At 57.0% G+C, this 22158-nt stretch carries 22 protein-coding genes; 5 read left to right on the top strand and 17 right to left on the bottom strand.

What is annotated here, in order from left to right; all coding sequences use genetic code 11:
• Positions 1–3: 3 nt before the first annotated feature.
• On the bottom strand, positions 4–1077 hold the full coding sequence (nlpD, locus tag H2Z33_RS13575) for a murein hydrolase activator NlpD (RefSeq protein ID WP_223230139.1): 1074 nt from the start codon (positions 1075–1077) through the stop codon (positions 4–6).
• Between nlpD and H2Z33_RS23415 the strand changes: the two genes are divergently transcribed.
• Complete coding sequence (locus H2Z33_RS23415) at positions 1010–1150, top strand: peptidase (protein WP_223230135.1); 141 nt, start codon at positions 1010–1012, stop codon at positions 1148–1150. The two genes, nlpD and H2Z33_RS23415, sit on opposite strands and share 68 nt — an antisense overlap.
• 94 nt (positions 1151–1244) lie before the next feature.
• Here H2Z33_RS23415 and H2Z33_RS13570 read toward each other — a convergent pair whose 3' ends face one another.
• The 11 genes from H2Z33_RS13570 to cysG all read right to left on the bottom strand — a co-directional run bounded on the left by H2Z33_RS13570 (position 1245) and on the right by cysG (position 9953).
• On the bottom strand, positions 1245–1871 hold the full coding sequence (locus tag H2Z33_RS13570; RefSeq protein ID WP_015571709.1) for a protein-L-isoaspartate(D-aspartate) O-methyltransferase: 627 nt from the start codon (positions 1869–1871) through the stop codon (positions 1245–1247).
• The gene (gene surE / locus H2Z33_RS13565; protein ID WP_033487588.1) at positions 1865–2626 is read right to left on the bottom strand and encodes a 5'/3'-nucleotidase SurE; all 762 of its coding nucleotides are present in this window, start codon (positions 2624–2626) and stop codon (positions 1865–1867) included. The genes H2Z33_RS13570 and surE overlap by 7 nt, the downstream gene beginning before the upstream one ends.
• Positions 2607–3656: a tRNA pseudouridine(13) synthase TruD gene (truD, locus tag H2Z33_RS13560; protein ID WP_063134879.1), complete on the bottom strand. Its 1050-nt coding sequence runs from the start codon at positions 3654–3656 to the stop codon at positions 2607–2609. Before truD ends, surE begins: the two co-directional genes overlap by 20 nt.
• Entirely contained in the window at positions 3653–4132 is a 480-nt protein-coding gene (gene ispF, locus H2Z33_RS13555) for a 2-C-methyl-D-erythritol 2,4-cyclodiphosphate synthase (protein ID WP_003862097.1), read from the bottom strand. Before ispF ends, truD begins: the two co-directional genes overlap by 4 nt.
• Positions 4132–4842, bottom strand: coding sequence for a 2-C-methyl-D-erythritol 4-phosphate cytidylyltransferase (ispD, locus tag H2Z33_RS13550; RefSeq protein ID WP_017692759.1), 711 nt, complete (start codon positions 4840–4842; stop codon positions 4132–4134). Before ispD ends, ispF begins: the two co-directional genes overlap by 1 nt.
• Positions 4843–4861: 19 nt before the next feature.
• Complete coding sequence (gene ftsB / locus H2Z33_RS13545; RefSeq protein ID WP_003862095.1) at positions 4862–5173, bottom strand: cell division protein FtsB; 312 nt, start codon at positions 5171–5173, stop codon at positions 4862–4864.
• A 79-nt stretch (positions 5174–5252) separates the two neighbouring features.
• Positions 5253–5579, bottom strand: a complete 327-nt coding sequence (locus H2Z33_RS13540; RefSeq protein WP_006811767.1) for a DUF3561 family protein — start codon at positions 5577–5579, stop codon at positions 5253–5255.
• 58 nt (positions 5580–5637) lie between these two features.
• Complete coding sequence (cysC, locus tag H2Z33_RS13535; protein WP_015571713.1) at positions 5638–6243, bottom strand: adenylyl-sulfate kinase; 606 nt, start codon at positions 6241–6243, stop codon at positions 5638–5640.
• Positions 6243–7667 carry a sulfate adenylyltransferase subunit CysN gene (gene cysN, locus H2Z33_RS13530; RefSeq protein ID WP_063134878.1) on the bottom strand — a complete coding sequence of 475 codons (1425 nt, stop codon included), beginning with the start codon at positions 7665–7667 and terminating at the stop codon, positions 6243–6245. The genes cysC and cysN overlap by 1 nt, the downstream gene beginning before the upstream one ends.
• A gap of 9 nt (positions 7668–7676) precedes the next feature.
• Positions 7677–8585 carry a sulfate adenylyltransferase subunit CysD gene (gene cysD / locus H2Z33_RS13525; RefSeq protein WP_006811770.1) on the bottom strand — a complete coding sequence of 303 codons (909 nt, stop codon included), beginning with the start codon at positions 8583–8585 and terminating at the stop codon, positions 7677–7679.
• A gap of 9 nt (positions 8586–8594) precedes the next feature.
• On the bottom strand, positions 8595–9953 hold the full coding sequence (gene cysG, locus H2Z33_RS13520) for a siroheme synthase CysG (RefSeq protein ID WP_045615868.1): 1359 nt from the start codon (positions 9951–9953) through the stop codon (positions 8595–8597).
• Between the two features lie 237 nt (positions 9954–10190).
• On the opposite strand from cysG, the gene H2Z33_RS13515 reads away from it, so the two are divergent.
• Positions 10191–11234 carry an aminopeptidase gene (locus tag H2Z33_RS13515; protein WP_015571715.1) on the top strand — a complete coding sequence of 348 codons (1044 nt, stop codon included), beginning with the start codon at positions 10191–10193 and terminating at the stop codon, positions 11232–11234.
• A gap of 93 nt (positions 11235–11327) precedes the next feature.
• Here the strand turns inward: H2Z33_RS13515 and cysH are convergent, their stop codons facing one another.
• The 3 genes from cysH to cysJ all read right to left on the bottom strand — a co-directional run bounded on the left by cysH (position 11328) and on the right by cysJ (position 15679).
• Positions 11328–12062, bottom strand: coding sequence for a phosphoadenosine phosphosulfate reductase (gene cysH / locus H2Z33_RS13510; protein WP_015571716.1), 735 nt, complete (start codon positions 12060–12062; stop codon positions 11328–11330).
• A 99-nt stretch (positions 12063–12161) separates the two neighbouring features.
• A complete protein-coding gene (gene cysI / locus H2Z33_RS13505; protein ID WP_015571717.1) occupies positions 12162–13874 on the bottom strand; it encodes an assimilatory sulfite reductase (NADPH) hemoprotein subunit in 1713 nt (570 codons plus the stop codon).
• Positions 13874–15679, bottom strand: coding sequence for an NADPH-dependent assimilatory sulfite reductase flavoprotein subunit (gene cysJ / locus H2Z33_RS13500; RefSeq protein ID WP_032669310.1), 1806 nt, complete (start codon positions 15677–15679; stop codon positions 13874–13876). The genes cysI and cysJ overlap by 1 nt, the downstream gene beginning before the upstream one ends.
• A gap of 303 nt (positions 15680–15982) precedes the next feature.
• Here cysJ and queD point away from each other — a divergent pair, with 303 nt between their 5' ends.
• Positions 15983–16348 (top strand): 6-carboxytetrahydropterin synthase QueD, encoded by a 366-nt coding sequence (gene queD, locus H2Z33_RS13495; RefSeq protein ID WP_006811776.1) that lies wholly within the window; start codon positions 15983–15985, stop codon positions 16346–16348.
• On the opposite strand, the gene H2Z33_RS13490 is transcribed toward queD, so the two are convergent.
• A complete protein-coding gene (locus H2Z33_RS13490; protein ID WP_063134877.1) occupies positions 16333–18687 on the bottom strand; it encodes a helix-turn-helix domain-containing protein in 2355 nt (784 codons plus the stop codon). The genes queD and H2Z33_RS13490 overlap by 16 nt on opposite strands.
• 171 nt (positions 18688–18858) lie before the next feature.
• Between H2Z33_RS13490 and H2Z33_RS13485 the strand changes: the two genes are divergently transcribed.
• Positions 18859–20028, top strand: coding sequence for a M20 aminoacylase family protein (locus tag H2Z33_RS13485; protein ID WP_045328182.1), 1170 nt, complete (start codon positions 18859–18861; stop codon positions 20026–20028).
• Between the two features lie 27 nt (positions 20029–20055).
• Positions 20056–21453: an MFS transporter gene (locus H2Z33_RS13480; protein ID WP_063136083.1), complete on the top strand. Its 1398-nt coding sequence runs from the start codon at positions 20056–20058 to the stop codon at positions 21451–21453.
• A gap of 17 nt (positions 21454–21470) precedes the next feature.
• Here the strand turns inward: H2Z33_RS13480 and queE are convergent, their stop codons facing one another.
• Complete coding sequence (gene queE, locus H2Z33_RS13475) at positions 21471–22142, bottom strand: 7-carboxy-7-deazaguanine synthase QueE (protein WP_015571722.1); 672 nt, start codon at positions 22140–22142, stop codon at positions 21471–21473.
• Between the last annotated feature and the right edge of the window lie 16 nt (positions 22143–22158).

The following is a 22158-nucleotide window of genomic DNA, read 5'->3' as shown; positions in this document are numbered from 1 at the left end:
AATTTATCGCTGCGGTAAATATTGCAGCGGGTTTACGGATTTCCCCTTGTAACGAATTTCAAAATGCAAGCGTGTAGAACTGGTTCCGGTGCTACCCATGGTAGCGATTTTTTGCCCCGCCTTAACTTCTTGTTGTTCCCGGACCAGCATAGTGTCGTTATGGGCGTAGGCACTCAGGTAATCATCATTATGTTTGATGATAATAAGATTACCGTAACCGCGCAGTGCGTTACCGGCATAGACAACGCGCCCGTCTGCGGTCGCGATGATTGCCTGTCCTTTACTGCCTGCGATATCGATCCCTTTGTTGCCCCCCTCAGAGGTAGCAAAGTTCTCGATAATCTTGCCGTCAGTTGGCCAGCGCCAGGTGGTGATTGACGAGCTGGCATTCTGACTGCTTGCAGTCGGTACAGTAGAGCTAACCACAGGTGCCGTAGTCGGTGCTGTGACAACAGTCGCAGTACCTTTATTATTCGGCAACATTTTGTTAGCACTCTGATCACCTGAATCCTCAGAATACGTAATTACAGGTTGTGAAGCAACCACCGTGGTGGATTTTTGTGCAGGCTTAACGCTGTTATTTTGAGCCGTAACATCTGCCGCTGAAACCGTGTTGCCAGGCGTCAGTGGGGTACCCGTTGCATTGCCTACCTGGAGCGTTTGCCCGACTTCCAGACCATACGGGGCCTGGACGTTGTTTCGCTGTGCCAGATCGCGGAAATCGTTCCCGGTGATCCAGGCAATATAGAACAGCGTATCGCCGCGCTTCACGGTATAGGTGCTGCCGCCGGTATAGCTACCTTTCGGAATGTTCCCATACTTACGGTTATACACTATGCGGCCATTTTCGGTCTGAACAGGCTGATCCACTGGCTGAATCTGCGAAGGCTGCGTAACTGGACGCTGAACCGGCTGGATCTGCGGAGTTTGCTGCGCCGTGGACGTGCCCATTTTAGGCGGAGGGGTAATCAACATTCCGCTGGACGTGTTACCCGAGCCGCTGGTTCCATTGACGGAACTGACGGGCGCAGGTGCATTGTCAGAACTTGTACAGCCTGCCAGCCAGAGCGAAACCAGTGATAATGCCGCAACACGGCTGATGGTGAATTTTGGGCTTCCCGCGCTCATTTATCCCCCAGGAATGTGTTAACTACCAGTGACTTAAAAATAACCGTGATGGCACGAACCTATCGCGCCACACCATACGCTGAATTTGCCTCAATAACCCTGGAAAAATCCGAGTCTCAGGCCAGCTCGCCCTTAACCAGGGGCACAAAGCGCACGGCTTCCACGGTATCGATAATAAACTCGCCGCCGCGTCGACGAACGCGCTTTAAAAGCTGCTGCTCATCGCCGACGGGCAAAACTAGAATGCCGCCCTCGTCCAGCTGCGAGAGAAGTGCAGCGGGAATTTCAGGTGGCGCTGCCGTGACTATTATGGCGTCAAACGGGGCGCGAGCCTGCCAACCCTGCCATCCATCGCCGTGGCGTGTCGATACATTATGTAAATCAAGCTGTTTCAGGCGACGGCGCGCCTGCCACTGCAAGCCTTTAATCCGTTCCACGGAACAGACATGGTGCACAAGGTGGGCCAGGATCGCGGTCTGATACCCTGAACCGGTGCCAATTTCCAGCACCCGGGAGTCTGGCGTTAACTCCAGAAGCTCCGTCATACGCGCCACCATGTAAGGCTGCGAAATCGTCTGGCCTTGCCCGATGGGCAGCGCCACGTTTTCCCACGCTTTATGTTCAAACGCCTCATCTACAAACTTCTCACGGGGAACCTGGGCAAGCGCATCCAGCACCTGCTCGTTGGCAATCCCCTGTGCGCGTAATTGTTCCAGAAGAGTTTGTACACGTTTACTTACCATTGCGCGTTCACTCCGACCCGATCTAACCAGTCCGACACCACATCATGCGCGCTATAAGCGGTTAAATCTACGTGCAACGGCGTAACGGAAACGTAACCCTCATCCACCGCAGCGAAGTCGGTGTCTGGCCCGGCATCGCATTTATCTCCCGGCGGGCCGATCCAGTACAGGGTATTGCCGCGCGGATCCTGCTGGGGAATAACCTGATCGGCCGGATGGCGACTGCCGCAGCGCGTCACGCGGATCCCTTTGATCTCGTCCAGCGGGAGATCCGGCACGTTAATATTGAGGATACGTCCGGTACGCAGCGGCTCGCGGCCAAGCGCACGGAGAATAGAGCAGGTTACCGTGGCGGCAGTGTCATAGTGGGTGTGGCCGTTTAACGAGACCGCCAGCGCCGGGAACCCCAGGTGACGCCCCTCCATCGCCGCGGCCACGGTGCCGGAGTAAATCACATCATCGCCAAGATTCGGCCCGGCATTGATGCCGGAGACCACAACATCCGGCCGCGGGCGCATCAGCGCATTTACGCCCAGAAACACGCAGTCGGTCGGCGTCCCCATCTGGACGGCAATATCGCCATTCTCAAAGGTAAAGGTGCGAAGTGAAGACTCCAGCGTCAATGAGTTAGACGCGCCACTGCGGTTACGATCGGGAGCCACGACCTGCACATCCGCAAATTCGCGGAGGTGTTTCGCCAGCGTCTGAATACCTGGCGCATGGATCCCGTCATCGTTACTCAGCAATATTCGCATAATCACCCGACGTGTTGATAAGTTCCCTGACAACACTGGTGGCAAAGCTACCTGCCGGCAGCCAGAAGCGTAACTCGACGGTTACGTCATCCCACCAGTTCCAGCTCAGCTGTTGCGGGTAGAGGAGCATCGCACGGCGCGCCGCCTCGACTTTTTCCCGCACCAGCAATGATTGTAATTCTGGCGCATCCGCCACCGCTGACTGCTCAGCGGCCAGCGCCTCGCCCTGGGTTCCCCAGTCGCCTGAGCCCGGCAAGGCGGCGGTAATCATCAGCGCTTTAGCGTCCACGCGCGACTGGGCATCGGCCATCTCATCGGCCGTTGCCATAAACCAGCTTCCGCGTCCCGCTAATTGTAGCGCATCGCCGACAACAACTTGATTCGCGTCCTGTTTTTTCAGCCGTTCGCTCACAATCTGATTAAACAACGCACTGCGGGCCGCCGACAACCAAAAACTGCGTTTATTCCTGTCGCGCACCGGCGCGCTGCTTTGCGCCCAGCGCAGCGCGCCCAGCAGGTTGCTGCCACCAATGCCAAAGCGCTGTGCGCCAAAATAGTTTGGCACGCCGCGTTCGGTAATGGCCTTCAGGCGTTTTTCAACGTCATCGCGGTCGGTCACTTCACGCAGCACCAGCGTGAAATCGTTGCCTTTCAACGCTCCCGGACGCAGTTTGCGTTTGTGGCGGGCATACTCCAGTACCTTACAGCCCTCAAGCTCAAATTTGCTTAAATCGGGCATGGCATTGCCGGGCACGCGGGCGCAAAGCCACTGTTCGGTCACGGCATGCTTATCCTTTTGACCGGCAAAGCTCACCTCGCGGGCGTGAATGTTGAGGAATTTTGCCAGCGCGTCCGCCACGAAGCGGGTGTTGCAGCCGTTTTTCAGAATGCGCACCAGGATGTGCTCGCCTTCGCCGTCCGGCTCAAAACCCAGATCTTCCACTACCACGAAATCTTCAGGGTTGGCTTTCAGCAGCCCCTTGCCCTGCGGTTTACCGTGCAGATACGTCAGGTTGTCGAAATCCGTCATTTGGCCGCCTTCACCAGCAGCGCCACGGCTTCACAGGCAATGCCTTCGCCACGACCGGTAAAGCCCAGCTTCTCCGTGGTGGTCGCTTTGACGTTGACGTCGTCCATATGGCAGCCCAGATCTTCAGCGATAAACACGCGCATCTGAGGGATGTGCGGCAGCATCTTCGGTGCCTGAGCAATGATCGTCACATCAACGTTGCCTAGGGTGTAGCCTTTGGCCTGAATACGACGCCAGGCTTCGCGCAGCAGTTCGCGGCTGTCTGCGCCTTTAAAAGCAGGATCGGTGTCCGGGAACAGTTTGCCAATGTCGCCCAATGCGGCGGCACCCAGCAGCGCGTCGGTCAGCGCATGCAGCGCCACGTCGCCATCAGAATGCGCCAGCAGACCTTTTTCGTAAGGAATGCGCACGCCGCCAATGATAATTGGGCCAACGCCGCCAAAGGCGTGTACATCAAAACCGTGTCCAATACGCATTATGCCTTCTCCTGAGGGGTCGTACGGGTAAGATAAAATTCCGCGAGCTGTAAGTCTTCCGGGCGCGTCACTTTTATATTATCAGCGCGCCCTTCAACTAGCGTTGGGTGAAAACCGCAATACTCCAGCGCCGAGGCTTCGTCCGTAATGGTCGCACCTTCTTTAAGCGCACGCGTTAAGCAGTCGTGGAGTAATTCGCGGGGAAAAAATTGTGGCGTCAGCGCGTGCCAGAGATCGACGCGCTCGACGGTGTGGGCAATCGCCGGTTTACCCGGTTCGGCACGCTTCATGGTGTCACGCACCGGGGCGGCCAGAATGCCGCCCACGTTACTGGTTTCACTCAGGGCCAGCAGACGTGACAGATCGTCGTGATGCAGACAGGGACGCGCGGCATCGTGCACCAGCACCCACTGCGCGTTCCCGGCAGCCTGAATGCCCGCCAGAACAGAGTCGGCCCGCTCGGCGCCGCCGTCAACAACGGTAATCTGAGGATGATTTGCCAGCGGGAGCTGTGCAAAACGCGCATCGCCGGGGCTGATGGCAATAACCACGCGTTTCACCCGGGCATGCGCCAGCAGCGCTGCCACGGCGTGCTCGAGGATCGTTTTATCGCCAATTGAGAGGTACTGCTTAGGACATTCTGTCTGCATGCGCCGGCCAAAACCTGCGGCCGGCACCACGGCACAGACGTCCGAAAAAGTTGCTGCCATGTCGTAATCCTGGGCCTGATTATCGATTGTTTTGTGCGGAGCCCTGATTGCGTTTAGACGCATCCGGAACCAGGCGATAAAACGTTTCGCCTGGCTTAGTCATACTGAGTTCATTGCGTGCGCGTTCCTCAATCGCCTCCTGGCCGCCATTGAGGTCATCAATTTCAGCAAAAAGTTGATCGTTACGCGCTTTAAGTTTGGCGTTTGTAGCCTGCTGTGCCGCGACGTCATCGCTCACCCGGCTGTAGTCGTGCAGTCCGTTTTTGCCGAACCACAGCGAATATTGCAGCCAGACCAGCAAAGCCAGCAACAGCAGCGTTAGTTTACCCATCCTGCCCCCTGAAAAAACGGCATCATCATCCCATAACTTTCCGCTGGACTCTACTGCGGGGTTTTAATTATGCCGTAAGTTAGCCCATCAGCCATAAAAACAGCAGGCCAAAGATGACCACAACGGTGGCGATAGTGATGAGCGTACTATACAGGAGCTTGCCGTTGAAAAGGGAGTGCAGCGCCACGCCCACAACCACCGCAACGGGCATCAGCGCCAGAAAGAAAGGCCAGGTATAGAGGAAGAAAAAGAGGGTGTTACCACCGTAGATCAAAAACGGGATACCCAGCGCCAGTAGCCACGATACGAAGCCGACTATCGCACCAGGGAAGGACCAGGTCGTCTCGTCGTCGGTCGTTAACGGTTCCGACCCGGTGGTAATCATGTAGTTTTCACTGTTGCGCATAGCTAATCCTGTGACCGTGACTCATCGCTCGGGAAGACAGCTCCCGAACGATACCGTCTCAGGATCTGATAATATCGTCCCGTCTGAGCAGGTCTAATAATTGGCTTACTAAATTTGTTACCAATTGTTGGCCTTCCAGATGAATCTCAGGGGATTCAGGCGCTTCGTAAACCGAGTCAATGCCGGTGAAGTTTCGCAGCTCTCCCGCGCGGGCTTTTTTGTACAGCCCTTTTGGATCGCGCGCTTCGCAGATTGCCAGCGGGGTATCCACAAACACTTCAATAAAGCGATTCTGCCCAACGCGCTCACGCACCATCTGACGTTCGGCGCGGTGCGGTGAGATAAACGCCGTTAGCACCACCAGCCCGGCATCCGCCATCAGGCTGGCGACTTCCCCTACCCGACGAATGTTCTCTTTACGGTCTTCATCGCTGAACCCTAAATCGCTGCACAGGCCGTGACGCACGTTGTCGCCGTCCAGCAGGTAGGTGCTCACCCCCTGCTGATGCAGCGCCTCTTCCAGTGCGCCTGCCACCGTGGATTTACCGGAGCCAGACAGCCCGGTAAACCACAGCACAACCCCACGGTGACCGTGGAGCTGTTCGCGCTGGGCGACGGTGACCGGATGAGGATGCCAGACGACGTTCTCATCATGGGCGGCCATCACTTGCCTCCCAGCAGATCGCGTGCGCCCCAGTGCGGGAAGTGCTTACGCACCAGCGCGTTCAGTTCCAGCTCGAAGGCGCTGAACTCAGACGTCACGCTCGCCTGTGCGTCAGGCTCGCGGACCATGCCGGCACCGACGGTGACGTTGGTCAGGCGGTCAATGAAGATCAGCCCGCCCGTCACCGGATTCTGCTGATACGGATCCAGCACCAGCGGCTCGTCGAAGGTCACATCCACCAGACCGATGCCGTTCAGCGGCAGCTCGCTCACGTCACGGTGGGTCAGGTTGTTGATGTCCACCTGGAACTGAATGCCGTTCACGCGGGCGCGGGTTTTCTTGCCGGCGATTTTAATGTCATAGCTCTGGCCTGCGGTCAGCGGCTGTTCGGCCATCCACACTACATCCACGGATGCGCCCTGCACCGCCGCCAGCGTTTCCTGCGCGTCGACCAGCAGGTCGCCGCGGCTGATATCAATTTCGTCTTTCAGTACCAGGGTTACCGCTTCACCTGCCCCGGCTTCGTCCAGATCGCCATCAAAGGTGACGATACGGGCGATGGTCGATTCCACGCCGGATGGCAGCACCTTGACGCGCTGACCCACCTTCACGGAGCCTGAAGCGAGAGTACCGGAGAAGCCGCGGAAATCGAGGTTCGGACGGTTCACGTACTGCACCGGGAAGCGCATCGGCTGGGTATCGACCACGCGCTGAATTTCAACGGTTTCCAGCACTTCCAGCAGCGTCGGGCCGCTGTACCACGGCATGTTCGCGCTCTGAGAGGCGACGTTATCCCCTTCCAGCGCCGACAGCGGCACAAAGCGAATATCGAGGTTGCCCGGCAGCTGTTCAGCAAAGGTCAGGTAGCTCTGGCGGATCTCGTCGAAACGCGCTTCGCTGTAGTCCACCAGATCCATTTTGTTTACTGCCACCACCAGGTGTTTGATCCCCAGCAGCGTAGAGATAAAGCTGTGACGACGAGTCTGATCCAGCACACCTTTACGGGCGTCGATCAGCAGGATCGCCAGGTCACAGGTGGACGCGCCGGTCGCCATGTTACGGGTGTACTGCTCGTGCCCCGGGGTGTCGGCGATAATAAATTTGCGCTTTTCGGTAGAGAAGTAGCGATAGGCGACATCAATGGTAATGCCCTGCTCGCGCTCCGCCTGCAAGCCGTCCACCAGCAGCGCCAGATCGAGTTTTTCGCCCTGGGTGCCGTGGCGTTTACTGTCGTTGTGCAGGGAAGAGAGCTGATCTTCGTAGATCTGGCGCGTGTCGTGCAGCAGACGACCAATCAGGGTACTTTTCCCGTCATCCACGCTGCCGCAGGTCAGGAAACGCAGCAGGCTTTTGTACTGTTGGGCGTGCAGATAAGCTTCTACGCCGCCTTCATCGGCAATTTGTTGGGCAATAGTCGTATTCATGGCGGCTCCTTAGAAATAACCCTGACGTTTCTTCAGCTCCATGGAGCCTGCCTGGTCGCGGTCAATCACGCGGCCCTGTCGCTCACTGGTGGTCGACACCAGCATCTCCTCGATGATCTCGGGCAGCGTCTGCGCACTGGATTCCACCGCGCCGGTCAACGGCCAGCAGCCGAGAGTACGGAAACGGACCATCTGTTTTTTGATCACTTCGCCCGGCTGTAAATCAATGCGATCGTCGTCGATCATCATCAGCATGCCGTCGCGCTCCAGCACCGGGCGCTCGGCCGCCAGATACAGCGGAACGATCTCAATATTTTCCAGATAGATGTACTGCCAGATATCCAGCTCGGTCCAGTTGGAGAGCGGGAAGACGCGAATGCTTTCGCCCTTGTTGATCTGGCCGTTGTAGTTGTGCCACAGCTCCGGACGCTGGTTTTTCGGGTCCCAGCGGTGGAAGCGGTCGCGGAAAGAGTAGATACGCTCTTTGGCGCGGGATTTCTCTTCGTCACGTCGCGCGCCGCCGAAGGCCGCATCAAAACCGTATTTATTCAGCGCCTGCTTCAGCCCTTCGGTTTTCATGATGTCGGTATGCTTGGCGCTGCCGTGCACGAACGGGTTGATGCCCATCGCCACCCCTTCCGGGTTTTTGTGCACCAGCAGCTCGCAGCCGTAGGCTTTGGCGGTACGGTCACGAAACTCGTACATCTCGCGGAATTTCCAGCCGGTATCCACGTGTAACAGCGGGAACGGCAGCGTACCCGGATAAAACGCTTTACGCGCCAGGTGCAGCATGACGCTGGAATCTTTACCGATGGAGTACATCATCACCGGGTTAGAAAACTCGGCGGCCACTTCGCGGATAATGTGGATACTTTCCGCTTCGAGCTGCCGCAGGTGAGTAAGTCGTTTTTGGTCCATAACCGTTCCTTAAGCCAAATTTATAACAGAAGCGCCAAAGCCTTCTGTGTCGGTTGTGTGTTGGAACCAGGCGAGCGTGCTGTGCAGCTGCACCACTTCTCCCACCACGATCAGGGCGGGCATTGGGGCGTCTTTCGCCAGGGTTGCAAGGTCTTGTAAGGTGCCGATGGCGACATGCTGATCGACGCGTGTCCCGCGGGAGATCACCGCTACCGGCGTCGTCGCATCGCGACCGTGCTGAATAAGCTGTTCGCTGATGTCAGCCGCTTTCATCGTGCCCATATAAATCGCCAGCGTTTGTCGGCTCTGGGCGAGATGCGACCAGTCAAACGGCGTGCTGTCGGCTTTATAGTGCCCGGTCACAAAGGTCACGCTCTGGGCGTAATCGCGATGGGTCAGCGGAATACCGGCGTAGGCCGTGACGGCAGACGCCGCCGTAATGCCGGGAACCACCTGGAACGGGACGCCCGCTTCAGCTGCCGCCTGCAACTCCTCGCCACCACGACCGAAGATAAACGGGTCGCCCCCTTTCAGGCGCACCACGGTCTTGCCCGCTTTCGCGGCGGCAATCAGCATCTGGTTGGTGTCGTGCTGGGGCACGGAGTGCTCGCCGGCACGTTTGCCGACGCAAATTTGCTCCGCGTCACGGCGGATCAGCTCGCGAATCCCGTCGGTGACCAGGTGGTCATAGAACACGACATCCGCATCCTGAAGAACCTGGAGGCCACGCAGCGTGAGCAGCCCGGCATCGCCCGGCCCGGCGCCCACCAGAATGATCTCTCCGCCCGTACTGCCGGGGTTATCCAGTTCGTCTTCGAGAATTTGTTGCGCCGCCGTCTCGTTACCGGCCTGCATCAGGCTGGCAAAGCGGCCGCGAAACACACGCTCCCAGAAGCGACGGCGTTCCGTCACGCTGGTCAGACGCGTTTTCAAATGGTTGCGCCAGTAGCTGGCCTTCTCCGCCATGCGTCCGAGGCTGGTCGGCAGCAGCGCTTCGATTTTTTCTCTCAGCACGCGCGCCAGCACCGGGGCGGTGCCGCCGGAGGAGATCGCTACCAGCAGCGGCGAGCGGTCGACAATCGACGGGAAGATAAATGAACATAACGGCTGGTCGTCTACCACGTTCACCAGACGGTGACAGGCCTGAGCTGCGTCGGAGATGCGGCGGTTGAGCGCCCGATCTTCGGTTGCCGCAATCACCAGCACCACGCTGTCGATCTGAGACTCTTCAAAATCCGCCTCTGCAACGATCTGCACCTGCGCCCCGGCGCGTTGCAGGAAGGCGATTTTGCGATCGGCAATTTCACCCGTCCCGACAACCAGTACCGGTCGGTCTTTTAAGGCAGCAAAAAGGGGGAGATAGTCCACAGGCAACAACTCACTAACAACCACGAATAAAGGGACTATAGGGGGCGGCTTAGATCGAATGAAATTACGAATTGGAATGAGTAGTTACTCAATGGAATAACGCCGTGGAAAAGCAAATATCAAAAAGTGCTTAACACGCGAAATTTCGGGCATTTAGGAGCAATTCAAATTGTGTCTACCCGATCACAGTTTCATACTATGCGGGTTAAAATTTTGCTCTGTTTTTAAGGACTCACTATGTTTTCCGCAATGCGCCACCGATTCGTTGCCCTGGCGCTCGGCGTTTGCTTTATCCTTCCGGCTCAGGCAAAAAATCAATCTTACGGTGAAATAGCCAGTATGCAGGCGCGGCATATTGCGACGGTCTTTCCGGGCCGTATGACCGGAACCCCAGCCGAGATGCTCTCAGCAGACTATATTCGTCAGCAATTTGCGGATATGGGCTATGAGAGCGACATTCGCGCTTTCCACAGCCGCTACATCTATACCACACGCAATAAAACGCAAAACTGGCATAACGTAACCGGCAGCACGGTCATTGCCGCGCACGAAGGAAAGGCGGCTGAGCAGATTATTATTATGGCGCACCTTGATACCTACACGCCGTTGAGCGACGCCGATGTCGATAATAACCTCGGCGGGCTGACGCTTCAGGGACTGGATGACAATGCGGCGGGGCTGGGCGTGATGCTTGAGCTGGCCGAACGCCTGAAGAATATTCCGACGAAATACAGCATTCGCTTTGTTGCGACCAGCGGCGAAGAAGAAGGAAAACTCGGCGCTGAGAATCTCCTTAAGCGCATGAGCGCTGAGGAGAAGAAAAATACGTTGCTGGTGATTAACCTCGATAATCTGATCGTGGGGGATAAGCTCTATTTTAATAGCGGACAGAGCACGCCGAGCAGCGTACGTAAACTCACCCGCGACCGCGCGCTGGCGCTTGCCCGCACGCATGGCGTCTATGCCGCGACAAATCCGGGCGGTAACCCGCAGTATCCTAAAGGCACAGGCTGCTGTAATGACGGTGAAGTGTTTGATAAGGCGGGCATTCCGGTGCTTTACGTCGAGGCGACGAACTGGGCGCTGGGCAAAAAAGATGGCTATCAGCAGCGCAGCAAATCGAAAGCCTTTCCGGACGGGACCAGCTGGCATGATGTGCGGCTGGATAATCAGCAGCACATTGATAAAGCGCTGCCGCAGCGGATTGAGCACCGCAGCCGGGATGTCGTGAAAGTGATGCTGCCGCTGGTGAAGGAGCTGGCGAAAGCGGGGAAAGCCTGATGTCGTTAAGCCCGGTGGCGGCTACGCCTTACCGGGCCTACGTTTTGTGCCGTTGTAGGCCCGGTAAGCGCAGCGCCACCGGGCGAAAAAACATTACCCTTCGTGCAGCCCGCACTCGCGCTTCAGCCCAAAGAATCGCGTCTCTTCTTCCGCCATTCCCGGTTCCCATTTACGCGTGGTGTGGGTGTCGCCTACCGACAGGTAGCCTTGATCCCACAGCGGATGGTACTTCAGCCCGTGCTTTTGCAGATACTGGTACACCGTGCGGTTATCCCAGTCGATGATCGGCAGCACTTTGAACACGCCGCGCTGCACCGCCAGCACCGGCAGCGTTGCCCGGCTCCCGGACTGCTCGCGGCGCAGGCCCGCGAACCAGGTCTGAGCGTTCAGCTCTTTCAGCGCCCGGTTCATCGGCTCGACCTTGTTGATCTCATTGTATTTCTCAATGCCCTCAACGCCCTGTTCCCACAGCTTGCCGTAGCGCGCCTCCTGCCAGGCCGCGCTTTCCGTCGCGCGGTAAACTTTGAGGTTCAGCTTGAGCTTGTCCGTCAGCTCGTCAATAAACTGGTAGGTCTCCGGGAACAGATAGCCGGTATCGGTGAGGATCACCGGAATGTCCGGGCGGAGCCGATTCACCAGGTGCAGGCTGACCGCCGCCTGGATGCCAAAGCTTGACGACAGCACATAGTCACCCGGCAGGTTTTCCAGCGCCCACGCCACGCGCCCTTCGGCGTCGAGTTTTTCCAGCTGGGCGTTGGTTTCTGCCAGGGCCAGAATGCGTTCGACTTTTGGCAGGTCATTAAGGGCGTTTAGATCGAGTACGGACATAAGAACCTCGTTTGCCTGTTTTGCCGGGCGGCACTGCGTTTGCCCGGCCTACAAAACCCGTAGGCCCGGTAAGCGAAGCGCCACCGGGCAAAGGATGCGTTACTCCCAGAAATCCCTTGCGGGATCGAGCACCGGGCGAATGATGCCCGCACGCACCGTAAAGTCGCCGAAGCCTTCACCCGCTTCACGCTCTTTCGCCCAGCGCCCGACAAGCTCGTCGATGGAATCAAGAATTTCCGGTTCCGTAATATTTTCACGGTACATACGCGGAATGCGCGTCCCCATACGGTTGCCGCCAAGGTGCACGTTGTAACGACCCGGCGCTTTGCCCACCAGACCCAGCTCGGCCAGCATCGCGCGACCGCAGCCGTTCGGGCAGCCGGTGACGCGCATAACAATATGCTCGTCCGGAATACCGTGCTTTTCCAGAATCGCTTCCACTTTATCAGTGAAGGACGGCAGGAAACGTTCCGCTTCGGCCATCGCCAGCGGGCAGGTCGGGAACGACACGCAGGCCATCGAGTTTTCACGCTGCGGTTTAACCGCATTCATCAACCCATGATCGCGCGCCAGCTTCTCGATCTTCGCCTTCTGGCTTTCCGGCACGCCGGCAATAATCAGGTTCTGGTTGGCGGTAATGCGGAACTCGCCTTTATGGATCTTAGCAATTTCCAGCAGACCGGTTTTCAGCGGGCGGCCCGGATAATCCAGAATACGACCGTTTTCAATAAACAGCGTCAGGTGCCATTTATTATCGATACCTTTCACCCAGCCAATGCGATCGCCGCGACCGGTGAATTCGTAAGGGCGGATCGGCTCAAACTTGATCCCCGCGCGACGCTCCACTTCTTCTTTGAACGTCTCGACGCCCACGCGCTCCAGGGTGTATTTGGTTTTCGCGTTTTTACGGTCGGTACGGTTGCCCCAGTCGCGCTGGGTAGTAACCACCGCCTCAGCCACGGCCAGCGTGTGCTCCAGCGGCAGGAAGCCGAACTCGCTCGCGGTGCGGGCATAGGTTTTCTTGTTCCCATGCTCGATGGACAAACCGCCGCCCACCAGCAGGTTAAAGCCGACCAGCTTGCCATTTTCGGCAATCGCCACGAAGTTCATGTCGTTGGCGTGCAGGTCGATATCGTTCTGCGGCGGGATAACCACCGTGGTCTTGAATTTGCGCGGCAGGTAGGTCTGACCGAGGATCGGCTCTTCGTCCGTGGTCGCGACTTTCTCCTGATCGAGCCAGATCTCCGCATAGGCACGCGTGCGTGGCAGCAGGTGCTCGGAGATCTTCTTCGCCCACTCGTACGCTTCGGCGTGCAGCTCGGACTCATACGGGTTCGAGGTGCAAAGCACGTTACGGTTCATGTCGTTGGCGGTCGCCAGCGCGTCCAGCCCCACGGAGTGCAGCATCTGGTGCACCGGCTTGACGTTCTTCTTCAGAATGCCGTGGAACTGGAAGGTCTGACGGTTAGTCAGACGGATGCTGCCGTAAATCGTGTTTTCACCGGCAAACTTGTCGATCGCCTGCCACTGTTTGGTGGTGATGATGCCACCCGGCAGGCGGCAGCGCAGCAGCATCGCATGACGCGGCTCCAGCTTCTGTTCGGCACGTTCGGCGCGGATATCGCGGTCGTCCTGCTGGTACATACCGTGGAAACGGATCAGCAGGAAGTTGTCGCCTTTGAAACCGCCGGTCAGGCCGTCATTTAAATCTTCGGCAATGGTACCGCGCAGGTAGTTGCTCTCTACCTTCATGCGCTCGGCATCAGACAGTTTGCCTTCGACCACCAGTGGGCCAGGATGTTTTTCGCTCATTAGTAGACATCTCGCTGATAACGGCGCTCTACGCGCAGCTCACTTAAAAATTCATCCGCCGTTTCGGCATCCATACCGCCGAATTCGGCAATCACTTCCAGCAGTGCCTGCTCAACGTCTTTCGCCATGCGATTGGCGTCGCCGCAGACATAAATGTGGGCGCCGTCATTGATCCAGCGCCACAGCTCTGCGCCCTGTTCGCGCAGTTTGTCTTGTACGTATACTTTTTCTTTCTGATCGCGGGACCAGGCCAGATCGATGCGGGTCAGCACGCCCTCTTTGACGTAGCGCTGCCATTCAACCTGGTAGAGGAAATCTTCAGTAAAATGCGGGTTGCCGAAGAACAGCCAGTTTTTACCCGGCGCCTCGTCCGCTGCACGCTGCTGCATAAAGGCGCGGAACGGTGCGATGCCGGTGCCCGGGCCAATCATGATCACCGGCGTTTCCGGGTTTGCCGGCAGGCGGAAGTTGTCGTTGTGTTCGATAAAGACGCGCACCTCGCCCTCTTCTTCCACGCGGTCGGCCAGGAAGCCCGACGCCCCGCCCGCCCGCGCGCGGCCTTCGATGTCGTAACGCACCACGCCAACGGTGATGTGGACTTCGTTTTCCACTTCCGCCTGTGAAGAGGCGATGGAGTAAAGACGCGGCGTCAGCGGACGCAGCAGGCCGATCAGCGCGTCGGCATCCAGCTGTGCCGGGGAGAAACGCACCATGTCGACAATCGGCGTCGTCGCGGCGTAATGCTGTAACTTCACTTTGTCCCCCACCAGCGGCAGAAGGGACTCGCTGCGCGTTAAGGTGGCGTAGTTTTCAACGATATTGGCGGTGTTCACCGTCAGCTCGAAATGCCACTGAAGCGCCTCAGAGAGCGGTAAGGTTTTACCTTCCACCTGGACCGGCTCCGTGCCTTTCAGCCACAGCAGCTCGACCAGCTCTTTCACCAGCGCCGGATCGTTCTGATACCAGACGCCCAGCGCATCGCCAGGCTGATAACGCAGGCCGGAGTCACCGAGGTCGATTTCGATATGGCGCACGTCTTTTTCCGAATCACGGCCCGTGATTTTCTGGTTTACCGACAGGCTCGCCGTCAGCGGCGCCTCTTTCGTGTAAGGGCTGGTGTGGATTTCGTTGACGGTGCCCGCTGCGGTAACGGCGGCCTGCGCTGGCGTCTCTTTCGGGACGCGGGCCTTCAGCACCTCAACGATGCGCGTCCGCCATTCGGCGGCGGCGGCCTGGTATTCGACATCAGCGTCTACGCGATCCAGCAGGCGCTCTGCACCCAGCTCCGCCAGCTTGCTGTCGAAGTCTTTACCGGACTGGCAGAAAAATTCATAGGACGTATCACCGAGGCCGAAGACGGCAAAGGCGGTGCCGTCCAGCTTCGGCGCTTTTTTCGAGAACAGGAACTTATGCAGCGCGACGGCTTCTTCCGCAGGCTCACCTTCCCCCTGCGTTGACGCCACCACCACCAGCAGTTTTTCTGACGCGATCTGTTTGAATTTATAATCCCCGGCGTTGACCAGGTTAACGTTCAGCTTCGCGGCGAGCAGGTCATCACGCAGCGCTTCGGCCACACGACGGGCATTACCCGTTTGCGAAGCGGAGATAAGCGTGATGGCAGGAATTTCAACGGCCGTTGGCGGGACGCCAGCCACAGCACCCGGCTGCTGATTGAGCATTCCCCAGAAATAGCCGGAGACCCAGGCGAGCTGGGTGGGTGAAAAATCGGAAGTCGCGGCCTGGAGGCGCGCCAGTTGCTCCGGGTTAAGGGGAAGCAAATTTGAAGGTGGGGCCTGTGTTGTCATGCGTCGTTATGTTCCAGTAGCAAAGCGGACTTTAAGCGAATAAATCCAAACTGAAGATAAGGTTAACGGCGGGGATAATAACAATTAAAGAAGGGATGGAAATAATAAATAACCAAATGGACTAACCTGTTTTAGTTATCGTTCTTAACGATAAAAGCGATTAAATAACTATTTGAAATAAAACAATAAAGGCCGATAAACACCATGAATACGAGGCGGTGACCGTTCAGAGCCGTTTTAGTTAATGATAAAAATTGTGCTTTCCGGTACTATGCGGCGGTTTTTTCCGCATTCCTGAGAGCTATGATGTCCACCACACTGTTTAAAGATTTCACCTTCGAAGCCGCACACCACCTTCCACACGTTCCTGCCGGACACAAATGTGGCCGCCTGCATGGACACTCGTTTATGGTGCGTCTTGAAATCACCGGTGAAGTCGATCCCCATACGGGCTGGATCATGGACTTTGCCGAACTGAAGGCTGCGTTTAAGCCGACCTACGATCGTCTCGATCACTACTATCTGAATGATATTCCGGGCCTTGAAAACCCGACCAGCGAAGTGCTGGCGAAATGGATTTGGGATCAGATGAAACCGCTGGTTCCGCTGCTGAGCGCGGTGATGATCAAAGAGACCTGCACGGCAGGCTGCGTCTACCGCGGGGAGTGAATCTCCTCCGTTGCGGTCTCACGAGGCACGAGCGGCGTAAACTCGTAGAGCACCAGCGCATTACTCTCCAGTGATTCACTCAGTTGCCAGCCGTCATAAAGGCGTTCATCGCGTACGGAAAGCGTTGGACGCGCTTTATGCGCTATCCAGCGCCACATCTCTTCATCAGGGCCGCTTTCGCTGCCAACCCCTTCAAGTAACGGATAGAGCGCGCCGTTGTGCTGATCAAACAGATGACATTTAATTCGCCATTTACCGCGCATTCCCTTCAGGTGTAAATGATACTGCTGGCGAAAACGCTGGATGAATGCTTCTTCACTGGAAAGGAGCGGATTAAAAACCACCACATTACGCAGCAACAGCTGATAACCATTGCGATGGCGCGTAAGCAGGACACGCTTATCATTGACCAGCACCTCGCCCCGCAGACGTTGCCAGAGCCAGAGTACCCAATAAACCGGACGCGGCAGACCATGGTTATACTGTAGCGCCAGGCTTGAGGTATCGATGGTGTTGTTCGCACGGGCTTCTCCCTGAAGGCCCGAATTGAGCCAGAATCCCGCCAGCCAGACCTGCTCCGAAAGCCCGAGCAGGTTCTGCATCAGCAGCGCCCCACGAAAAAACCAGCCGTTTGTCGCCCGCGTGTTGCCGGTGAGGGTATTCCAGGAGAGAAGCCAGACGGGAAGCGAACTTTTTCGCAGGCGAAGGGCGGCGAGGATCTGGCGGACCTTCAGTATCGGATAATTTTCCGTTGAGGAGAGAGGGGTTGCCTCCAGTTGCGCGGGATCGAGAAGCTCATTGGCATCGGCCGAACAGGCAAGAAAATCGGCCTGCATCAGGATGGCTGAACTGAACAGGGTATCCTCACTTACGCCCGCGCTGACGGGGGCAAATCGGTGCCATAAACCAAACTTTGCCTGCGGAAGATAAGTTCGTATTGCCTTTTGCTGGGCCAGCCAGACCTGCTCCCGGGTCTCCTCACTTGCCTGTGTTGACCAGTGCATGACGAAGTGCCAGCCCGCGGTGATCTCTGGCGAAAAATGATTAACCGACTGTTGTAAAAAACGGGTAAGAAGATCGCGACGGGTCGTTACGCCGGTGTGCAGTAGCACCGTCCACTGTTTTTTTGCCAGCCAGGTGAAGAGCTGATGCAGATTGTACCAGCAGGCGTAGCCCGCCATCTGTGGGTCATCCCACCCGGTGGCAAACAGACGACTGCTGAGAAAAGGCTCGGCGATATCAATTCCCTCTATGGGAATGGCCTCATTTATCGCCTCCAGATTTTGTCGAACGTCCTCACGCAGCAAATCGTCGAGCTCACGCAGGGTAATGACCACCCGCATACGGCGCAGCGAGGCAGAAAGAGGATTGAGCTGCTCAAGATCCAGGCTCTGCTCCTGCTGCGGATGAACGATGAGCGGCGAGGCTCCCCAACCGCGCGCCACCGGTTCATTGAGCAGGCTAAACAGCTTGTCCACGGCGACCGGATAGCGCTGCTCACGCCTGTCCGTCCGAATACGTGCCGCCTCCGGGTGCTGGCGCCGGGCCTTACGAAACTCACCCGGAGACATATTGTGAACACGCCTGAACCGATCGCTCATCATACGCGTGCTGGCGAAACCCTGCTCAAGCGCAATCTGGTGCAGCGGTCGGTTCGTCAGCCGGAGAGCGTCGGCCGCCTTTTCCAGCCGCAGGTGGGTGATGTACTGCATGAAACTGATCCCCACCTCCTTGCGAAAGAGACGAGAGAGCCAGGCTTCAGAGACATATTCACTCGCGGCGATTTCCGCAAGCGTAATACGGCGGGAATAACTGGCATTGATCCGCTCTATCACCCGGGCGATGCGTTTGCTGTGCGCTGAGGAAAGTTCCCGTGACAGCATACGGGCGGGCTGTTGAAAGCGGCTGGTCAGCAACAGCAATATCTCGCTCAGCCAGCGGTACGCCTCCAGCCGGTAGCGGTGCGGGTCGTTGATGAGGGTGACCACAAGAAGCTGGCGCAGCAGATCGCGAAGCGCATCGCATTGGGGCCAGACGCCTCCGGCTTCTGCCGGTACAGCATAATCATGGGCAAAAAAATCATTGCAGAGCTGGACGACCCAGCGCCCGGAAAGGGTTACGCGCAGGGTGACATTTGCCGTTTCGCTCGTGAACTGCCAGCGCCGATGACGGTTGATGATAGCAAGGGTATTGGCCTCCAGGATGTCATGTCCCACTTCGGTGTTCAGCTCTGCCCGCCCTTCCAGCACCCAGAGCAACGTTAGCGTATCGCCTTCATCCTCCACGCAGTGGCGAATGTCCTGAATCTCTATCCAAAACTCATCTCCCCGTTGCGCCATCTTACCCCTCACCAAAGACAAAAAATGACCTGATCTTTTTTGTCATAACTGAATTGTATGAAAAACAATCAAAATAAAGCCGTCGCTTTACAACAAAAAAATGCATTTTCAGGCGGGACGATCGTCATAGACTCGAAATTATCATCGTTTGGCAGAAAAAGGATAACAAAAATGACACATCCAATTATCGAAGCTCTGCGTGGCAACGAAGCCCGGTTCACTGAATTACGTCACTATTTTCATCAGCATCCTGAAATTGGTTTTGAGGAGCACAACACGAGCGATCGCGTTGCAGCGCTGCTTCAGGAATGGGGATATGAGGTTCATCGCGGCCTGGCGAAAACCGGTGTGGTCGGCACACTGAAGGTGGGTAACGGGCATAAACGCCTGGGTCTGCGCGCCGATATGGATGCGCTGCCAATGCAGGAAAACAACGGCAAGGCGTGGAGCAGTACCGTTGAGGGTAAATTCCACGGCTGCGGTCATGACGGCCACACAACAACGCTCCTGTATGCAGCGGAGTACCTGGCACGCACCCGCAATTTTAACGGCACGCTGCACCTTATTTTTCAGCCCGCGGAAGAACTTCTGTATGGCGGACGCGTTATGGTAGAGGACGGTTTGTTTGACCTGTTCCCCTGCGACCACATCTTTGGTCTGCACAATATGCCGTCACAGCCCCTCGGAAAAATTGGTCTGCGCGATGGCGCCATGATGGCCTCTTCCGACACCCTTCATATTGAGGTTAACGGCGTGGGTGGTCACGGCGCGGTGCCAGAACATACCGTTGACGCCACCCTGGTTGCCTGTCATATCACTATCGCGTTGCAGTCCATTGTTTCGCGCAACATTACCCCCTTCCAGCCAGCCGTCGTTACCGTAGGCAGCATTCAGGCCGGGCACGCCCCTAACATTATCAACGACAAAGTGTTGATGAAACTTACCGTACGCACGCTGGATGAACGCGTGCGGCAAACCGTGCTACAGCGTATCCATGATATCGCCGTTGCACAGGCGGAAAGTTTCAATGCGACGGCCACCATTCGACACATTAACGGCAGCCCGGTGCTGAAAAACAATCCGCAAGCCAACGAGATGGTGCGCAGCGTCGCCACCGATCTGTTCGGTCAGGATGCCGTCGCGGAGGTCAATGCGTTTATGGGCAGCGAGGACTTTGCTTTCATGCTCGAGAAAAATCCCAATGGCTGCTATTTCACGCTTGGCGCCGGGGATGAGCCTGACCGCTGCATGGTACATAACCCGGGCTACGACTTTAACGACAACATTCTCCTCACCGGCGCGGCGCTGTGGGCCGCACTGGCCGAACACTATCTGCGCTGATTCGCACCTTCCCGGGAGGGCTGCACTATGAGTACCGTTTCCCTGACAGGCGCATCCGCCTACGCCGGTAACGATCGGCTGCTGGCGGGTATCGTCATGAGCGTTCTGACATTCTGGCTGTTTGCCCAGTCGGTTATCAACGTGGTTCCGGCCATGCAGAATAGCCTCGATATTGCCCTCGAAACCCTTACGCTGGCCGTCAGCCTTAGCGCGTTGTTCAGCGGCTGTTTTGTCGTCGCCTGCGGTGGGTTTGCCGATAAGTTTGGGCGCATGCGCCTGACCATGATTGGCCTGATCCTGAGCATGACCGGGAGTGGTCTGCTGTTCATTTCATGGGAGCCCGTCCTGTTTCTGTTGGGACGAGCGATACAGGGGCTATCAGCGGCCTGCATTATGCCCGCCACGCTGGCGCTGATTAAAACCTGGTATGAAGGTAAAGCACGCCAGCGCGCAATCAGTTTCTGGGTTATCGGTTCATGGGGCGGGAGTGGCCTGAGCTCGCTTGTGGGAGGCGCCATCGCCACCACGCTGGGCTGGCGCTGGATTTTTATTCTGTCGATGGTGGTAGCGCTGGTCGCGCTATTGCTTATCCGCGCCACGCCGGAAAGCCGCAGCCCTGATGCGTGTCGACACAAACTGGATATCAGCGGCCTGGTGAGTTTTGTCCTTATGCTGGTGCTGTTCAATCTGTTTATCAGCAAAGGACACAGCTGGGGCTGGAGCAGCAGTTTATCGCTTCTTGTACTGTGTGGAGCCGTGATTGCACTGATGTGCTTTATCGTTACCGGGCGGCGGAAAGGCGATGCGGCGCTGATCGATTTCGCCCTGTTTAAAAACCGGGCCTATAGCGCCTCGGTATTCTCAAATTTCCTGCTCAACGGCTGCATTGGCACCATGATGATCGCCAGCATCTGGTTGCAGCAAGGCCATCATCTGTCACCACTACAGACAGGCATGATGACGCTGGGGTATCTGGTTACCGTACTGGCGATGATCCGGGTGGGTGAAAAACTGCTTCAGCGCTATGGCGCCAGGCTGCCGATGATGACCGGCCCGCTGCTGACCGCAACAGGTATTTCGCTGATTTCATGCACCTTCTTAAGCAAAGAGGTCTACATTGTTACCGTTTTTCTGAGCAATATTTTATTCGGGCTGGGGCTCGGATGTTACGCCACGCCCTCAACGGACACGGCGGTAATGAATGCCCCTGAAAACAAAGTGGGGGTGGCTTCAGGGATCTATAAGATGGGCAGTTCCCTGGGCGGCGCAATGGGTATCGCGGTCACCGCATCGTTGTACGCGCTATGGCTGCCGATGGGAACGGCCAGTGCCGCGCAGTATGCCTTGCTTTTCAACAGTGCGATTTGCCTTGGGTCGGCAGTCGTGACCTGGGCTTTACTGCCAACAACAAAAGCCCCGCGTTAAGCGGGGCCACAAAAGTATCAGGCAATGTTCAGATATTTGTGCGTCTGCATCGACAGCCGCCAGTTGCGGGCGATACAGGTTTCAATGCACAGACGGGTCGCATCGTCTTTCTGGCTGATAGGCTGTAGCGCGATCACGCGCTGCTTTTCGTCCGTCAGCGTCGCCAGCAGTTCATCCAGCGCTTCGATGTCACGCACGCGCCCCACCGGATGTTTGATCTCATCAGCACGCTCAAGCGCCTGCGACAGTACGTCATACCCGCCGCGCATATTCACTTTTGGTGAAACCGTAACCCACGTTGAATGGGAGCAGCGCACTTCATGGGTGCCGCTGGTTTCGATCTGACAGCTATAGCCGTTCTTCTCGAGCAGTTCGGTGAGCGGCATCAGATCGTGAATGCAGGGTTCCCCGCCGGTGATCACCACATGCCGCGCCGTCCAGCCCTGACGACTAATAATGGCAAGCAGATCTTCCGCGCTGCCCGCGCCCCATTTATCGCTCTCTTTGGTTTTCGCCAGAATGCTGAACAGCGACACTTCCCGATCTGCGAGCTTATCCCACGTATGTTTGGTATCACACCAGGCGCAGCCAACCGGGCATCCCTGTAAACGAATAAAGATAGCGGGAACGCCGGTAAAGTAACCCTCGCCTTGCAGGGTCTGGAACATCTCGTTAATCGGGTACTGCATAGTCAACTCTGTTAAG

The organism is Enterobacter sp. YSU, assembly GCF_016082135.1.
GTDB lineage: Bacteria > Pseudomonadota > Gammaproteobacteria > Enterobacterales > Enterobacteriaceae > Enterobacter > Enterobacter hormaechei_C.
Note: the sequence above shows the minus strand (reverse complement) of the source record. Positions and strands in the feature narration are given on the sequence as shown.